Here is a 13,342-nt window from a genome sequence, read left to right on the forward strand (position 1 = left end):
AAGCCGCTCCTACATGAACAATTGGATGTTGCCGAAGGCGGCATCGCAGTTGACGAGGTCAACGCGCTTCAAGCGGATACGCAGCGCGCCGTCCTGCTCCACCAGATGGTGCGTCGTCCAGCCGGCATACAGCGTCTGGGCGTCCTGCCGGGTCTCGACGTAGTGGAAGGCGGTGCGCACGACGTGGCGGCCGTCGGCGGGCGCCGCGTCGGGGTGGCCGTGTTCGACCGTGGGCGCCTGCAGCAGGTGGTGGCAACGGCTTTTCGGCTGCTGCGAAAACGTGCGCTGGCCGGCCAGCCGCTCCACGCGCACGCGCAGCAGCAGCTTGTCTTCGTACATCAGCGAGGCGTGCAGCTTCGGGTCCGTCTGGCCGTGTGCCAGGGGCATCCAGTAGTAGCCGTCTTCGGTGTACAGGTCCAGCCAGTCCTCAAAGCGCAGCTCGTCCAGCAGGCGCGCCTCGGCGTAGACAAAATCGATCAACTCGCGGTCGCTTGCGCTCATACCGACTCCGGTCCGGTCATGTAGCGGCCCCATGCGCGGTACTGGTTGCGCATCTGCCATTCATTGGTGCCATTGGTGGTGACGTTCTTCTGGCCGATTTCGTCGGGCGTGTACAGCCGGCCCACGTTCACCCAGTCGCGCGCGCGGGAATTCAGGCCGTCTTGCGCGCGTTCGTACATTTCCAGGTCGTCATGGCCGACGACCGAGGTGGGCGCATTGATCAGCCGGTTGTACATGAGGGTGCGTTCCAGCAGCAGGTCGGGGGCGCCCACCAGGCGGAACGTCCATGATTCGACCAGCGTGCGGTCCGCGGCGATGGGCTTGAAGACCCGCAGCGTCTGGATCGGGCCCTTCACCATGATGTTGGGGAAGTACACGGTGTTGTGGCGCACGTCGCCCAGGATCTGCTTGGCGCGCGCTTCGCCGTAGGCCGAGACCATCGCGTCCCAATAGCCGGGCACGCCCGAGTAGGACGCGTGGATGGAATCCGACACGCCGGTGTGGCCGTGCCCGTTCTCCCACACGCGGATGCCCATGTTCTCGAAAAACTCGTAAGGCGAGATGAAGGGCGCGAACAGTTCCACGGCCATGGGCTTGGGCGTGCCCTCCGGCGCCTGTTCCCAGACTTTCACGGCGGTGCCGGCCGACGATTCGTGCGCGACCATGGGATGGCAGGTGTCGGTCTGGTTGTCGACCAGCATCTTCCAGTTGCACCGGTGCATGTAGCGCAGCACGCCGCCGGCCACTTCCAGCCGGCCTTCGGGCGAACGGTCGACCATGTTGTCCAGCGTGGACAGCGATTCGCCGAAGAAGTCTTCGAACGACTGGCCTTCCGGGTTCAGGCGGCAGAAGACGAAGCCGCGATGGTTCTTCACGTCCTTGACGGCCGCCATGCCCTGGCTGGCTTCGCAGTTCTCCAGCCCGGTGTTCTCGTAGCCTTTCTTCAGCGGGATCGACAGCAGGCTGCCGTCGGTCTTGAAGGTCCAGGCGTGATAAGGACAGCGGAAGAACTTGCCGGTGTTGCCGCAGGCCTCGCCCGCCACCATCGTGCCCTTGTGCGGGCAGCGGTTGTGCAGCACGCGCACGCTCTTGTCGCTGTGGCGGACCATCACCACGGGCTGGTTGCCCACGGTGGTGGTGATGTAGTCGCCCGGGTTGGGCACCTGGCTGTCGTGGCCGACGTAGACCCAGGTGTTGGCGTACAGCCGCTCCATTTCCAGGTCGAACAGTTCCTGGTCGATGAACAGGTCCTTGTGGACTTCGGTGTCGCGCAGCAGGGCGCGGATGGCGGCGGGGTTGTCGCGGTATTTGGCCATGTCGCTTCCTTGTCGTGGGCCCGGCGGCCTTAGAGGTCCAGCACCAGGCGCGCGGACTTCGCGCGCGAGATGCAGATCTGGATGATCTTGCCGCTGGCGCGCTCGGTGTCCGAGAGGTAGTAGTCGCGGTGGTCGGGTTCGCCTTCCAGCACCGTGGCCTGGCAGACGCCGCATTCGCCGCGCTTGCAGTCGTACATCGGGTCGCAGCCTTCTTCTTCCATGACGTCGACGATGGTCTTGTCGGCGGGGATGGTCAGCGTGCGGCCCGTTTGGCGCAGCTCGACTTCAAACGGCTGGTCGCCGGCCTGCGGCGCTGCCGTGACGAACAGTTCGAAATGGATGTGGGCATCGGGCCAGTGGCGTGCGCGGGCTTCGTGGATGACGGCGTCGATCAGCCCTTTGGGGCCGCATACGTACAGGTGCTGCTTCGGCGAGGCCGCTGCCAGCAGCGCCTGCAGGTCGAAGCGGCAAGAAGGGTCGTCGTCGGCATGCACGGTCAGGGCGTCGCCCGCCAATGCGGCGAGTTCGGGCAGGAAGGCCAACTGGTCCTTGCTGCGTCCGCAGTAATGCAGATGGAAGTCGCGGCCGGCGGCTTTCAGCGCGGCGGCCATGGACGCCACCGGCGTGATGCCGATGCCGCCCGCGATCAACACCACGGGTTCGTCGCCCGCGGGCGATTCATGCAGCGGGAAATCGTTCTTCGGGCCTTCGACGGTCAGCACGTCGCCTTCGGCCAGCCCATGCATGTGGCGCGATCCGCCTTGGCTGGCTTCTTCCAGGCGCACGCCCAGCCGGTATTCCGCGGGCTGGGCGAATTGGCCGGCCTCGGGCGCCAGCTGTACCAGCGAGTAGCAGCGCGGGTCGCGCAGGCCCGGCACCGTCACCTTCAGGTGCGCACCCGGCCCGAAGGCGGGCAGCGGGCCGGCGTCCTCGCGCGCCAGGCGGAAGGATCGGATCAGCGGCGACTCTTGCCGGACTTCCCGGACGATCAGTTTGAGTGTCTGCACGGCGGTTGTCTCTTTCGGTGTTCTTGTCAGGCGGCCAGTTTTTCGGCCAGTTGGCGTTCCATGGGACCGCACTTCTCGTTGGCCAGTGCGGTGTCGCGCAGGGCGCGCAAGGTGTCGGCGGCGTCGGGGCGGCCCACCAGCTGCGCCGCCGCGGCGATGAGTTGGCGGTATTTGCCGCCGCCGCGCACGTGCGTGTCGCTATAGCCCTTGACCAGGCGGCGGCAGTTGACGGTTTCGACGGCCAGGGCGTAGTCCTGCGGCGCCAGGCGCGCGATCAGGTCCAGCCACTGTTCCAGGCCGGCGGATTCGATCTGGTGGCGTAGCGTGCTGCGGCGAAAGCGCCGCATGCCGGCCAGCGAATACAGCATCAGGAAACCGCCGAGCGTGCTGCTTTGCATCAACCGGCCCTTGCCCAGGCGGCGTTCGACAAAGCCGCCGAATGCCTTGGAGCTTTCCAGCCAGCGGCCCATGCGCACGGGCAGGGTCCCGCAGATCTCTTCCAGCCGCGGATGCATGTAGTCGGTCGTCAAGACCAGTTGTTCCGGGCGCGCGCCCACTTCCTGGCGCACGCGGTCAAAGCGCGAACCGCGCGTCTTCAGGTCGGCGACGCGGATCACGTCGTCGTAGGCCATGGCCGTGGCCACGTAGCGGGCAGCGGCACAGGTCAGTGCCCACTGCCGGGCCTCGCCGCCGTGCTGCGCGTCCAGGTCGCGCAGCGCCTTCATGCGGCGCAGGTAGTCGGCGGCGTAGGCGGCGTCCTGGAATTCCAGCTGGCGGCGCACGCCGGCCGTCAGCATGGGCTGCGCACAGGCGGGGAAGTCGCGCTTGATCGCGTCCAGCAACGCCTGGGTCTTGGGGCTGGCGGCGCGTTCGGGCACGGCGGGCACCGGGCGCGTCAGGTCGATGGCGGCCGGCTGGGCCGGGGCTTGGTGGGCCGCGTCGAAACCCAGCGCGAAGGCGCGCAGGCTGGCCTCCACGCCCAGGCCCGCGCGGCGCACGGTGGCTTCGAAGTCTTCGCGCGAAAAGGGCAGGGCGCCGCTGCCGGCCACCGCGCCGAACAGGCTGGCGCTGATGACGCTGCCCGCGCGGTCGGCCAGGTCTTGCAGGTCGAAGCACAGGAAGCGCTTGGCGGCGGCGCGGCCGGCCTCCAGCACTTTGTTGGGATCGGCGATGCCGTTGCCCGGCGCGGATTTTTCGCTGACGGCGTAGCTGCGGTGCGACGAAGACAGCAGCACCGTGCGTTCCGGCGTGACCAGGCCGCGCTGGATGGCGCGTCCGCCTTCCATCAGTTCGGCGGCCACCACCAGGTCCACATCGCCCGGGGTGGGCATCAGCGCCAGTGCGGGCGGCCGGCCGGCGCGCTGCACATCGGCCTCGGGCAGCAGTTCCAGGTAGTAGATCGTGGCGCCGGTGCGCTGGGCCACGCCCGGCACCGACGTCGTCTGCGCCCACCAGCCGGCATGCTCGGCCATGTCGACGATCCAGTCGGCCAATACGCCGCCGCCCTGGCCGCCCATGGCCAGGATGGCGATCTTGATCGGGTTGCCTTGTTGCAGTGCCACCGGGTTCATGAAGCTGTCGTCCTTACAGGGCGTATTGGGCCAGGCGCGCCGCGCGGCGGCGTTGCAGGAAACCGATGACGGCACCGCGCACCCGGGCCAGGAAGCGGTCGCCGCCCGTCGGGTTGTGCACGATGTCGGCGCGGTAGAAAGACGGGCACAGCACCGCGGCATGGGCGACTTCGCCGCAGTTGCCACAGCCGACGCAGCTGCTTTCCACGTGCGCCACCGGGTCTTCCTTCAAGGGGTCGCCACTGTCTTTCACCGACAGCGACGGGCAGCCTGACAGCCGGATACAGGCGTGGTCGCCGGTGCAGACGTCGGGGTCCACGCCGAATCGTTCCTTCACTACCCGCTTGCCTTCCTTGACTGCCTTGTTGAACAGCGGCTTGATGCGGCGCTGCTTGTTCAGCATGCATTCGGACTGCGCGATGATGACCTTGGGACCCTTGATGTCGGTGGTCAGCGCCTCTTCGATCGTGGCGCGCACGCGCGCGACGTCATACGTGCGGTCCAGCGTGCGCACCCATTTCACGCCCACGCCGCGCACGGCATGGTCGATGGGATTGTTGGTCGAGCGGTCGGGGTTCTCGGCGCGCGACGACAGGATGTCCTGCCCGCCGGTCGCCGACGCGTAGAAGTTGTCGACGATGACGATGACGCCGTCGTACTTGTTGAACACGGCGTTGCCGATGCCCGAGGACAAGCCGTTATGCCAGAAGCCGCCGTCGCCCATGATGGAGATCGGGCGCTTGGCGGCCGGCACGTTGAACGCCGCCGCGCTGGAAGCGCCCAGGCCGTAGCCCATCGTGGTGGCGCCCAGGTTGAAGGGCGGCAGGATGGAGAACAGGTGGCAACCGATGTCACAGGAAATATGGTGCTGCCCCAGCGTTTCCTGCGCCAGCGTCAGCGCGGAAAAGATGGGGCGTTCGGGGCAGCCCGTACAGAAACCGGCGGGCCGAGGGGGCACGACGGACGCCAGGCCTTCGACCTGCCTGTGAAAAGTGATGGGCTGCTCCGCGGCGGCGGGCTTGGCGGGTTTGGGGCGCGAGACTTCGGTGATTTCCAGCTGGCGCGCATCCGCTTGGGCGTCCGCCGCCACGGCGGGATGGGTCTGCAACGATTCCGGGCGGTGGCGTTTCAGGAATTCGCGTACGCCGTCGCGCATGACTTGCGTGGTGTACTCGCCCGCCATGGGCAGCACGTCCTTGCCGGACAGGTGGGTATCGATGCCGGCGCGGCGCAGCACCGCGTGCAGGTTCTGTTCGATATAGTCGGGCTGGCCTTCTTCCAGCAGCAGCACGGCACGCTTGTCGCGGCAGAAATCGATGACCTCGTCCTCGATGACGGGATAGGTCACGTTCATGACATACAGCGGAATGCGGCTGTTGCCGAAGTTGTCGGCCAGGCCCAGCAACTGCAGCGAGCGGATGACGCCGTTGTACAGGCCGCCCTGCAGGATCAGGCCGATGTCTTTCTGGTCGCCGTCGAAGTGCTCGTTGAGCTTGTGCTCCTTGATGTAGCGGATGGCGGCGGGCCAGCGCTCCTTGATCTTTTCCTGCTCGTGCAGGAACGAGGCGGGCGGCAGCACGATGCGGCTGGTGTCGCGCGCCGGGCTTTCCAGCGCTTCGGCCAGCGAAAAGGCGGGCCGCTTGTTTTCCTTCGCGATGAAGCGGCCATGCACGTGGCAGCCGCGGATGCGCAGTTGCAGCATCACGGGCGTCTTGCTGGCTTCCGACAGTTCAAAGCCGTCTTCCACCGCCTTGACCATGCTTTCCAGGTTGGGGCGCGGATCCAGCAGCCAGATCTGCGACTTCATGGCGAACGCGTGCGAGCGCTCCTGCATGATGGACGAGCCTTCGCCGTAGTCTTCGCCCACGATGACCAGCGCGCCGCCCGTGACGCCGCCAGAGGCCAGGTTGGCCAGCGCGTCGGAGGCGACGTTGGTGCCGACGGTGGATTTCCACGTGACGGCGCCGCGGATCGGGTACATGACGGAGGCGGCCAGCGTGGCGGCGGCGGTGGCTTCCGACGCGCTGGCCTCGAAGTGCACGCCGAGTTCTTGCAGGATGTCGTTGGCGTCGGCCAGCACGTCCATCAGGTGCGAGATCGGCGAACCCTGGTAGCCAGCCACATAGCCGACCCCGGATTGCAGCAGGCCTTTCGTGACGGCAAGAATGCCCTCGCCGCGAAACTCTTCGCCTTCGCCGATGCGCAACTGCTGGACTTCTTTCTTGAAAGACCTTTCAGCCATCTCGAACTCCTTCGCGGGCCGGGTTGCCGGTCCTCAAGCCTTGCTGCCGTGCAGCATCGTCATGCCACGAAAACTTCATCTGAAAAATACTTTAGGAGTCAACGTTTTAGCTGTCAACAAAAAAGATGAAATTTCATGGAACTCAAAAAATATCACGCTAAAACAAGGGTGTATATACTGGTTGTTCTCTAGGCCGACGGCAATATTTCAGCGCCGGCATGGTGCAAAAACGGGTTGCGATTCCGGGTATACCCTGTGCTGCGCAACAGCATTGCGGCTCATCATGGCGCGTGTTTGCGCCGTCGTGGTGCAATGCGCTTTTCGGCCATCGGCCAAACATGAATTCCGGTGCGTGGGAGCAATGCAACATGCGGTTGGACAAGCAGCGGGACACGCTTCTGACAGGTCGGGGCGCGGCGGGGCCGCGTTTCGTCGACGGCTACCTGGCCTATCTGCTGGCGCAGGCCAGCCAGCGCATTTCGGCCGAATTCCATTTGCAGGTGAAGGCGGCGGGGTTGTCGGTGACCGAATGGCGCGTGTTGGCCAGTCTGGAAGGCAGCCCGGGCGAAACCATCGGCACGCTGGCGGTGCTGGCCATCACCAAGCAACCGACGTTAAGCAAGGTGGTGCAGCGCATGGAGGCCGAAGGGCTGGTGGCGCGCACGGGGGTGCGCGCCGACCGGCGCCAGACGCGGGTCTGCATCACGACCAAGGGCACCCACCTGATCGCTTCCCTGTGCGAACAGGCGCTCCAGCATCAGAAAGCGGTGCTGGCGCCCTTCGGCGAAGAACGCGCCGCGCTGCTGATCGAGATGCTGGGCGTGCTGATGACGGAACACGTGCCGCTGGAGTTGCCGATCGACGCGGACGAGTAAGCCTGTTGCAGGCGCGCACTCGAACGCTGTTCGTTTCAATTATTTTGTTACAAGCATATATGTCCCCAATTGTTCGCTCTCTGTGAAAACGGTCTCCGGTACGCATAAACCCTGAATTGACGGGGGTCTGGCGCGTAGGCACACTCGCGCCGGTATTCAGACTAATGTCAGGAGTTAACCCCTATGCGCCGCACCTTGATTGCTATCGCGATCGCCGCCGCCGTGGCTGTGCCCTCGATCGGGCAGGCCAAGTCCTTCCGCTGGGCCGCCCAGGGCGACATCCTCACCTTCGATCCGCACTCCCAGAACGAAGGCATGACGATCGCCGCCAACAGCTACATCTACGAACCGCTGGTGGATTACGACAAGACGTTCAAGGTGGTGCCGCGCCTGGCGACGGAGTGGGAACAGCTGTCGCCGACCCTGTACCGCTTCAAGCTGCGCCCGGGCGTGAAATTCCATGACGGCGCCGCCTTCACGGCGGACGACGCGGTGTTCTCGATCCATCGCGCCATGGCCCCGACGTCGAACTACAAGGCCTACACGACCGGCATCAAGGAAGCGCGCAAGATCGACGACCTGACGATCGAGATCGAAACGTCTGCGCCCAACCCCGTGCTGCTGCGCCAGCTGACCAACGTGTTCATCATGAACAAGGCCTGGTCCGAGAAGAACAACATCGCCAAGCCGCAGGACTACGTCAACAAGGAAGAGACCTACGGCGCGCGCAACACCAACGGCACCGGCCCCTACAAGCTGAAGTCGCGTGAAGTGGACGTGCGCACGGTCTTTGAAGAAAACAAGGACTGGTGGAACAAGGCCGGCAAGGTCGGCAACGTGACCGAAGTGGTGTTCACGCCGATCAAGCAGAACGCCACGCGCACCGCCGCGCTGCTGTCGGGCGAAATCGACTTCGTGCTGGACCCGGCCGCCCAGGATCTGGAGCGCATCCGCCAGGCGCAAAAGGTCGTGGAAGGCAACGAATACCGCACCATCTACCTGGGCCTGGACCAGAAGCGTCCGGAACTCCAGTACTCGAACATCAAGGGCAAGAACCCGTTCCAGGACATCCGCGTGCGTGAAGCGCTGTACCGCGCCATCGACGTGGACGCCATCAAGCGCGCCGTGATGCGTGGCCTGTCCGCGCCCACCGGCACGATGATCGCGCCGCAGGTGCATGGCTGGGCGGAATCCGTGCACAAGCGCGTGCCCTACGATCCCGAAAAGTCGCGCGCGCTGTTGAAGGAAGCCGGCTACGACGGCACCTTGAACTTCACGCTGGACTGCCCGAACAACCGCTACATCAACGACGAAGCCATCTGTCAGGCCGTGGTCGGCATGTGGGCCAAGGTTGGCGTGAAGGCCACGATGAACGCCATGCCGCGTTCCACCTACTTCCCCAAGGTGCAGTCGTTCGACACCAGCGCCTTCCTGTTCGGCTGGGGCGTGCCCACGTTCGACGCCATGTACTCCCTGCAGAACCTGATCCGCACCAAGGGCGAAGGCGCTGACGGCATGTACAACCTGGGCGGCTACAGCAACAAGGAGCTTGACGTGATCATCGATCGCATCAAGACCGAAACCGATCCCGCCAAGCGCGACGCCGACATCATCACCGTGCTGCAAGGGCACGCCAAGGACTTCGGCCACATCCCGCTGCATGACCAGGTCATCCCCTGGGCGATGCGCAAGAACGTCACCGTCATCCACCGTGCCGACAATCGCCTTGTCGCCGATTGGGTCAAGGTCGACTGATCCTGGCTAACCGGACGGCGTGGGGTCTACCCGACCCCCGCCGTTTTGTTTTCTTCTTTTCCGCCGGGCGGTCCCAAGGAAAATACGCCCCCTTGGGAGGCAGCACGCACGCTGTCCGTGCGCGGCGTGGGGGTATTTCCATCTATGTTTGCTTTCATACTGCGTCGCCTGTTGCAGGCCGTAGCGGTGATGCTCACCGTCGCGCTACTGGCCTTTGTGCTTTTTCAATACGTCGGCGACCCTGTCACCATCATGCTGGGGCAGGACGCCACCGATGCCGAGCGCATCGAGTTGCGTGAACGACTGGGGCTGAACGAGCCCGCCATCGTCCAATTCGGCCATTTCGTGGCCAACGCCGCGCAGGGCAATTTCGGCATTTCCCTGCGGCAGAGCGAACCCGTTTCCACCTTGCTCAAATCGCGCCTGCCGGCCACGCTGGAACTGTCCATGGTGGCGGCCTTGCTGGCGCTGGTCGTGGGCGTGCCGCTGGGCGTGTACACGGCGCTCAAGCGCAATAGCCTGGTGTCCCAGATGCTGCTGGCAGGTTCTCTGCTGGGCGTGTCGTTGCCCACGTTCCTGATCGGCATCCTGCTGATCCTGGTGTTCTCCGTGCAGTTGGGCTGGCTGCCCAGCTACGGGCGCGGCGAAACCGTCAGCGTGGGCTGGTGGACGTCGGGCCTCTTCACGGCCACCGGCTGGAAGCACCTGATCCTGCCGTCCATCACCTTGTCGCTGTTCCAGATGACGCTGGTGCTGCGCCTGGTGCGTTCGGAAATGCTGGAAGTGCTGCGTTCGGACTACATCAAGTTCGCGCGCGCCCGGGGCCTGAAGCGCCGCGCCATCCACTTCGGCCACGCGTTGAAGAACACGATGGTGCCGGTCATCACGATCACCGGCCTGCAGCTGGGGGGCATCATCGCCTTCGCCATCGTCACCGAGACCGTGTTCCAGTGGCCCGGCATGGGCCTGCTGTTCATCCAGGCGGTCCAATTCGCCGACGTGCCGGTCATGGCCGCGTACCTGTGCCTGATCGCGCTGGTGTTCGTGGTGATCAACCTGATCGTCGATCTTCTGTATTTCGTCGTGGACCCGCGCTTGCGTTCGGGCATGACCCGTGCCGGGGGAGCTCACTGATGCGCGCCGTACTCAAACGCTGGTGGGACAGCGACCTAGCCTGGGCCTGGCGCCGGGCGCCCGTGGCCATCGTGGCGACTGTGTTGCTGGCGCTGCTGCTGATCGGCTCCTTCGGGGCCGGCTGGGTGGCGCCGCACAACCCCTTCGACCTGACCACGGTGGAACTGCTGGACGCCTTGCTGCCTCCCGCCTGGGAGGCCAACGGCCAGCAGACCTATCTGCTGGGCACCGACAGCCAGGGCCGGGACCTGTATTCGGCCATCCTGTACGGCACCCGCGTGTCGCTCCTGATCGGGCTGGCCTCGGTGGTGCTGTCGATGCTGATCGGCATTGTGCTGGGGCTGATCTCGGGATACGCGGGCGGGCGCATCGATGCGTTCATCATGCGGATCGCCGACGTGCAGCTGTCGTTCCCGGCGATCCTGATCGCGTTGCTGATCGATGGGGTGGCGCGCGCCGCCGTCCCGCGCGAGATGCATGAGCTGATCGCGTTCCCGGTGCTGATCGGCGCCATTGCGCTTGCCGGTTGGCCGCAGTATGCGCGCACGGTCCGCGGCTCTACGTTGGTGGAGAAGAACCGCGAATACGTGCAGGCCGCGCGCGTGATCGGCGTGGCGTCCCCCGTGATCATGTTCCGCCACGTGCTGCCCAATGTGCTGGGGCCGGTGCTGGTGTTGGCGACGGTGCATCTGGCCACCGCCATCATCACCGAGGCGACGCTGTCGTTCCTGGGAGTGGGGGTGCCGCCGACGGCGCCGTCGCTGGGCACGCTGATCCGGATCGGCAACGACTTCCTGTTTTCCGGCGAGTGGTGGATCACCATTTTCCCCGGCGCGGCGCTGGTGCTGCTGGTGCTGTCGGTCAACCTCTTGGGTGACTGGCTGCGCGATGCGCTCAACCCGCGGCTGAATTGAGGTAACCATGAGCGCACTTCTTGAAGTCCGCAATCTGCGCGTGGAGTTTCCCACGCGCCGCGGCACGCTACGCGCCCTGGACGACGTGTCCTTTTCCATCCAGGCGGGCGAAGTCCTGGGCGTGGTGGGGGAATCGGGCGCCGGCAAATCGCTGACCGGCGCATCCATCATCGGCTTGCTGGAGCCGCCCGGGCGCATCGCCGCGGGCGAGATCCTGCTGGCGGGCCGCCGCATCGACAACCTGCCCGACGAGCAAATGCGCCGCGTGCGCGGCCGTGAGATCGGCGCGGTGTTCCAGGACCCGTTGACCTCGTTGAATCCGTTGTACACGGTGGGCCGGCAGTTGGCCGAAACCATCGTCACGCACCTGGACATGACGTGGTCGCAGGCGCGCAACCGCGCGGTCGAACTGCTGGCGTCCACCGGCATTCCGGCGGCGCGCGAACGCATCGACCACTATCCGCATCAGTTTTCGGGCGGCATGCGTCAACGGGTGGTGATCGCCTTGGCGCTGGCGGCCGAGCCCAAACTGGTGGTGGCCGACGAGCCGACGACCGCGCTGGACGTGTCCATCCAGGCGCAGATCATCGAACTGCTGAAACGCCTGTGCCGCGAACACGGCACGGCGGTGATGCTGATCACGCACGACATGGGCGTGATCGCGGAAACCGCCGACCGCGTGGCGGTGATGTACGCGGGCCGTGTGGCCGAGATCGGCCCGGTGGCGGACGTGATCCACAAGCCGCGCCATCCGTATACGGCGGGGCTGATGGGATCGATCCCGTCGCTGGAGGGCCATCGCGAGCGTCTGGTGCAGATCGACGGCAGCATGCCGCGCCTGAACGCGATTCCGCCGGGCTGCGCGTTCAATCCGCGTTGCGGGCAGCGCTTGCCGCGCTGCGCGACCGAGCGCCCCGAGTTGCTGCCGGCGGGCACGTCCCGCGCGGCCTGTTGGTTGCATGACACCGGAAACGCCCCAACGACGCTCCCGCCAGGCGGGTTTGTCACCCCGGAGGGGGCGGGGCGGTCCGACGGCAAAAGATCAGAGGAGGCAGCATGAGCGCGCCCTTGGTGGAAGTGAAGGACGCGGCGCGCTGGTTCGATGTGTCGCCGCCGTGGTTGGAACGCAAACTTGCCGGCAAGCCCAAAGTGATGCTGCGGGCGGTGGACGGCGTATCGTTCGAGATCGCCCGCGGTGAAACGCTGGCGCTGGTGGGCGAATCGGGCTGTGGAAAATCCACCGTCGCGCGGATGCTGGTCGGCCTGTATGGACTGACTCGCGGCGATATCCGTTTTGACGGGCAACCTCTGTCGCGCATGTCGGAGCCTGGCGGGCGGGCTTTGCGCAAGCGCTTGCAGATGATTTTCCAGGACCCCTATGCCAGCTTGAATCCGCGTTGGCGCGTGGGCCGCATCATCGCGGAACCGATGCTGACGCATACCCGGATGACACCGGAAGAGCGCGTGGCTCGGGTCAGCGAATTGTTGAAGCAGGTGGGCCTGGACCCGGCGGATCAGGGGCGGTATCCGCACCAGTTTTCCGGCGGGCAGCGTCAACGCATTTCGATCGCGCGGGCGTTGGCGGTGAATCCCGAATTTCTGGTGTGCGACGAGCCGACGTCGGCGCTGGACGTGTCGGTGCAGGCGCAGGTGCTGAACCTGATGAAGGACCTGCAGCGCAAGCTGGGGCTGACGTACCTGTTCATTTCGCACAACCTGGCGGTGGTGCATCACGTGGCCGACCGGGTGGGGGTGATGTACCTGGGGCGCATGGTGGAAGTGGCGCCGCGGGACGAGTTGTTCGCGCGGCCTCGGCATCCTTATACGCGGATGCTGTTGGAGGCGATTCCGGACATCAACGGGGCGGGCAAGCCGCGCACCGCGGTGGCCGGGGAAGTGCCGAATCCGTTGAATCCGCCGTCAGGGTGCACGTTTCATCCGCGTTGTCCGCATGCCAATGATCGGTGCCGGGCGGAGGCGCCCGTGGCTCGGTTGGCGGGGGTGTCCGTGGTGGCTTGTCATGCCGT

At 65.6% G+C, this 13,342-nt stretch carries 11 protein-coding genes; 6 read left to right on the forward strand and 5 right to left on the reverse strand.

What is annotated here, in order from left to right:
* Window positions 1–9: 9 nt before the first annotated feature.
* The 5 genes from ACO6D5_RS19595 to ACO6D5_RS19615 are packed head-to-tail and all read right to left on the reverse strand — an operon-like array spanning window position 10 to window position 6,637.
* Window positions 10–501, reverse strand: coding sequence for an aromatic-ring-hydroxylating dioxygenase subunit beta (locus ACO6D5_RS19595; protein WP_315845101.1), 492 nt, complete (start codon window positions 499–501; stop codon window positions 10–12).
* The gene (locus tag ACO6D5_RS19600) at window positions 498–1,817 is read right to left on the reverse strand and encodes an aromatic ring-hydroxylating dioxygenase subunit alpha (protein WP_485826281.1); all 1,320 of its coding nucleotides are present in this window, start codon (window positions 1,815–1,817) and stop codon (window positions 498–500) included. Before ACO6D5_RS19600 ends, ACO6D5_RS19595 begins: the two co-directional genes overlap by 4 nt.
* A gap of 29 nt (window positions 1,818–1,846) precedes the next feature.
* A complete protein-coding gene (locus tag ACO6D5_RS19605) occupies window positions 1,847–2,824 on the reverse strand; it encodes a 2Fe-2S iron-sulfur cluster-binding protein (protein WP_315845103.1) in 978 nt (325 codons plus the stop codon).
* 26 nt (window positions 2,825–2,850) lie between these two features.
* Window positions 2,851–4,395, reverse strand: coding sequence for an indolepyruvate oxidoreductase subunit beta family protein (locus ACO6D5_RS19610; RefSeq protein WP_315845104.1), 1,545 nt, complete (start codon window positions 4,393–4,395; stop codon window positions 2,851–2,853).
* Window positions 4,396–4,408: 13 nt separating this feature from the next.
* Window positions 4,409–6,637, reverse strand: a complete 2,229-nt coding sequence (locus ACO6D5_RS19615) for a thiamine pyrophosphate-dependent enzyme (RefSeq protein WP_485826282.1) — start codon at window positions 6,635–6,637, stop codon at window positions 4,409–4,411.
* A gap of 368 nt (window positions 6,638–7,005) precedes the next feature.
* On the opposite strand from ACO6D5_RS19615, the gene ACO6D5_RS19620 reads away from it, so the two are divergent.
* From ACO6D5_RS19620 to ACO6D5_RS19645, 6 genes are all read left to right on the forward strand, one after another.
* Window positions 7,006–7,512 (forward strand): MarR family transcriptional regulator, encoded by a 507-nt coding sequence (locus ACO6D5_RS19620; protein ID WP_315845106.1) that lies wholly within the window; start codon window positions 7,006–7,008, stop codon window positions 7,510–7,512.
* A 183-nt stretch (window positions 7,513–7,695) separates the two neighbouring features.
* Window positions 7,696–9,267: an ABC transporter substrate-binding protein gene (locus ACO6D5_RS19625; RefSeq protein ID WP_006226426.1), complete on the forward strand. Its 1,572-nt coding sequence runs from the start codon at window positions 7,696–7,698 to the stop codon at window positions 9,265–9,267.
* Between the two features lie 144 nt (window positions 9,268–9,411).
* Complete coding sequence (locus tag ACO6D5_RS19630) at window positions 9,412–10,401, forward strand: ABC transporter permease (RefSeq protein WP_088587736.1); 990 nt, start codon at window positions 9,412–9,414, stop codon at window positions 10,399–10,401.
* Window positions 10,401–11,315, forward strand: coding sequence for an ABC transporter permease (locus ACO6D5_RS19635; RefSeq protein WP_006226428.1), 915 nt, complete (start codon window positions 10,401–10,403; stop codon window positions 11,313–11,315). The genes ACO6D5_RS19630 and ACO6D5_RS19635 overlap by 1 nt, the downstream gene beginning before the upstream one ends.
* Before the next feature lie 7 nt (window positions 11,316–11,322).
* Window positions 11,323–12,375, forward strand: coding sequence for an oligopeptide/dipeptide ABC transporter ATP-binding protein (locus tag ACO6D5_RS19640; RefSeq protein WP_315845107.1), 1,053 nt, complete (start codon window positions 11,323–11,325; stop codon window positions 12,373–12,375).
* The coding region (locus ACO6D5_RS19645; protein ID WP_485826283.1) for an ABC transporter ATP-binding protein at window positions 12,372–13,342 on the forward strand (971 nt) is incomplete at its 3' end. The genes ACO6D5_RS19640 and ACO6D5_RS19645, both read left to right, overlap by 4 nt.

It is taken from the genome of Achromobacter sp., from assembly GCF_057314935.1.

Coding starts and splice junctions, on each gene's coding strand:
- ACO6D5_RS19625 (WP_006226426.1), top strand. CDS start 7,696: ATGCGCCGCACCTTGATTGCTATCGCGATCGCCGCCGCCGTGGCTGTG.
- ACO6D5_RS19630 (WP_088587736.1), top strand. CDS start 9,412: ATGTTTGCTTTCATACTGCGTCGCCTGTTGCAGGCCGTAGCGGTGATG.
- ACO6D5_RS19595 (WP_315845101.1), bottom strand. CDS start 501: ATGAGCGCAAGCGACCGCGAGTTGATCGATTTTGTCTACGCCGAGGCG.
- ACO6D5_RS19620 (WP_315845106.1), top strand. CDS start 7,006: ATGCGGTTGGACAAGCAGCGGGACACGCTTCTGACAGGTCGGGGCGCG.
- ACO6D5_RS19640 (WP_315845107.1), top strand. CDS start 11,323: ATGAGCGCACTTCTTGAAGTCCGCAATCTGCGCGTGGAGTTTCCCACG.
- ACO6D5_RS19600 (WP_485826281.1), bottom strand. CDS start 1,817: ATGGCCAAATACCGCGACAACCCCGCCGCCATCCGCGCCCTGCTGCGC.
- ACO6D5_RS19615 (WP_485826282.1), bottom strand. CDS start 6,637: ATGGCTGAAAGGTCTTTCAAGAAAGAAGTCCAGCAGTTGCGCATCGGC.
- ACO6D5_RS19610 (WP_315845104.1), bottom strand. CDS start 4,395: ATGAACCCGGTGGCACTGCAACAAGGCAACCCGATCAAGATCGCCATC.
- ACO6D5_RS19635 (WP_006226428.1), top strand. CDS start 10,401: ATGCGCGCCGTACTCAAACGCTGGTGGGACAGCGACCTAGCCTGGGCC.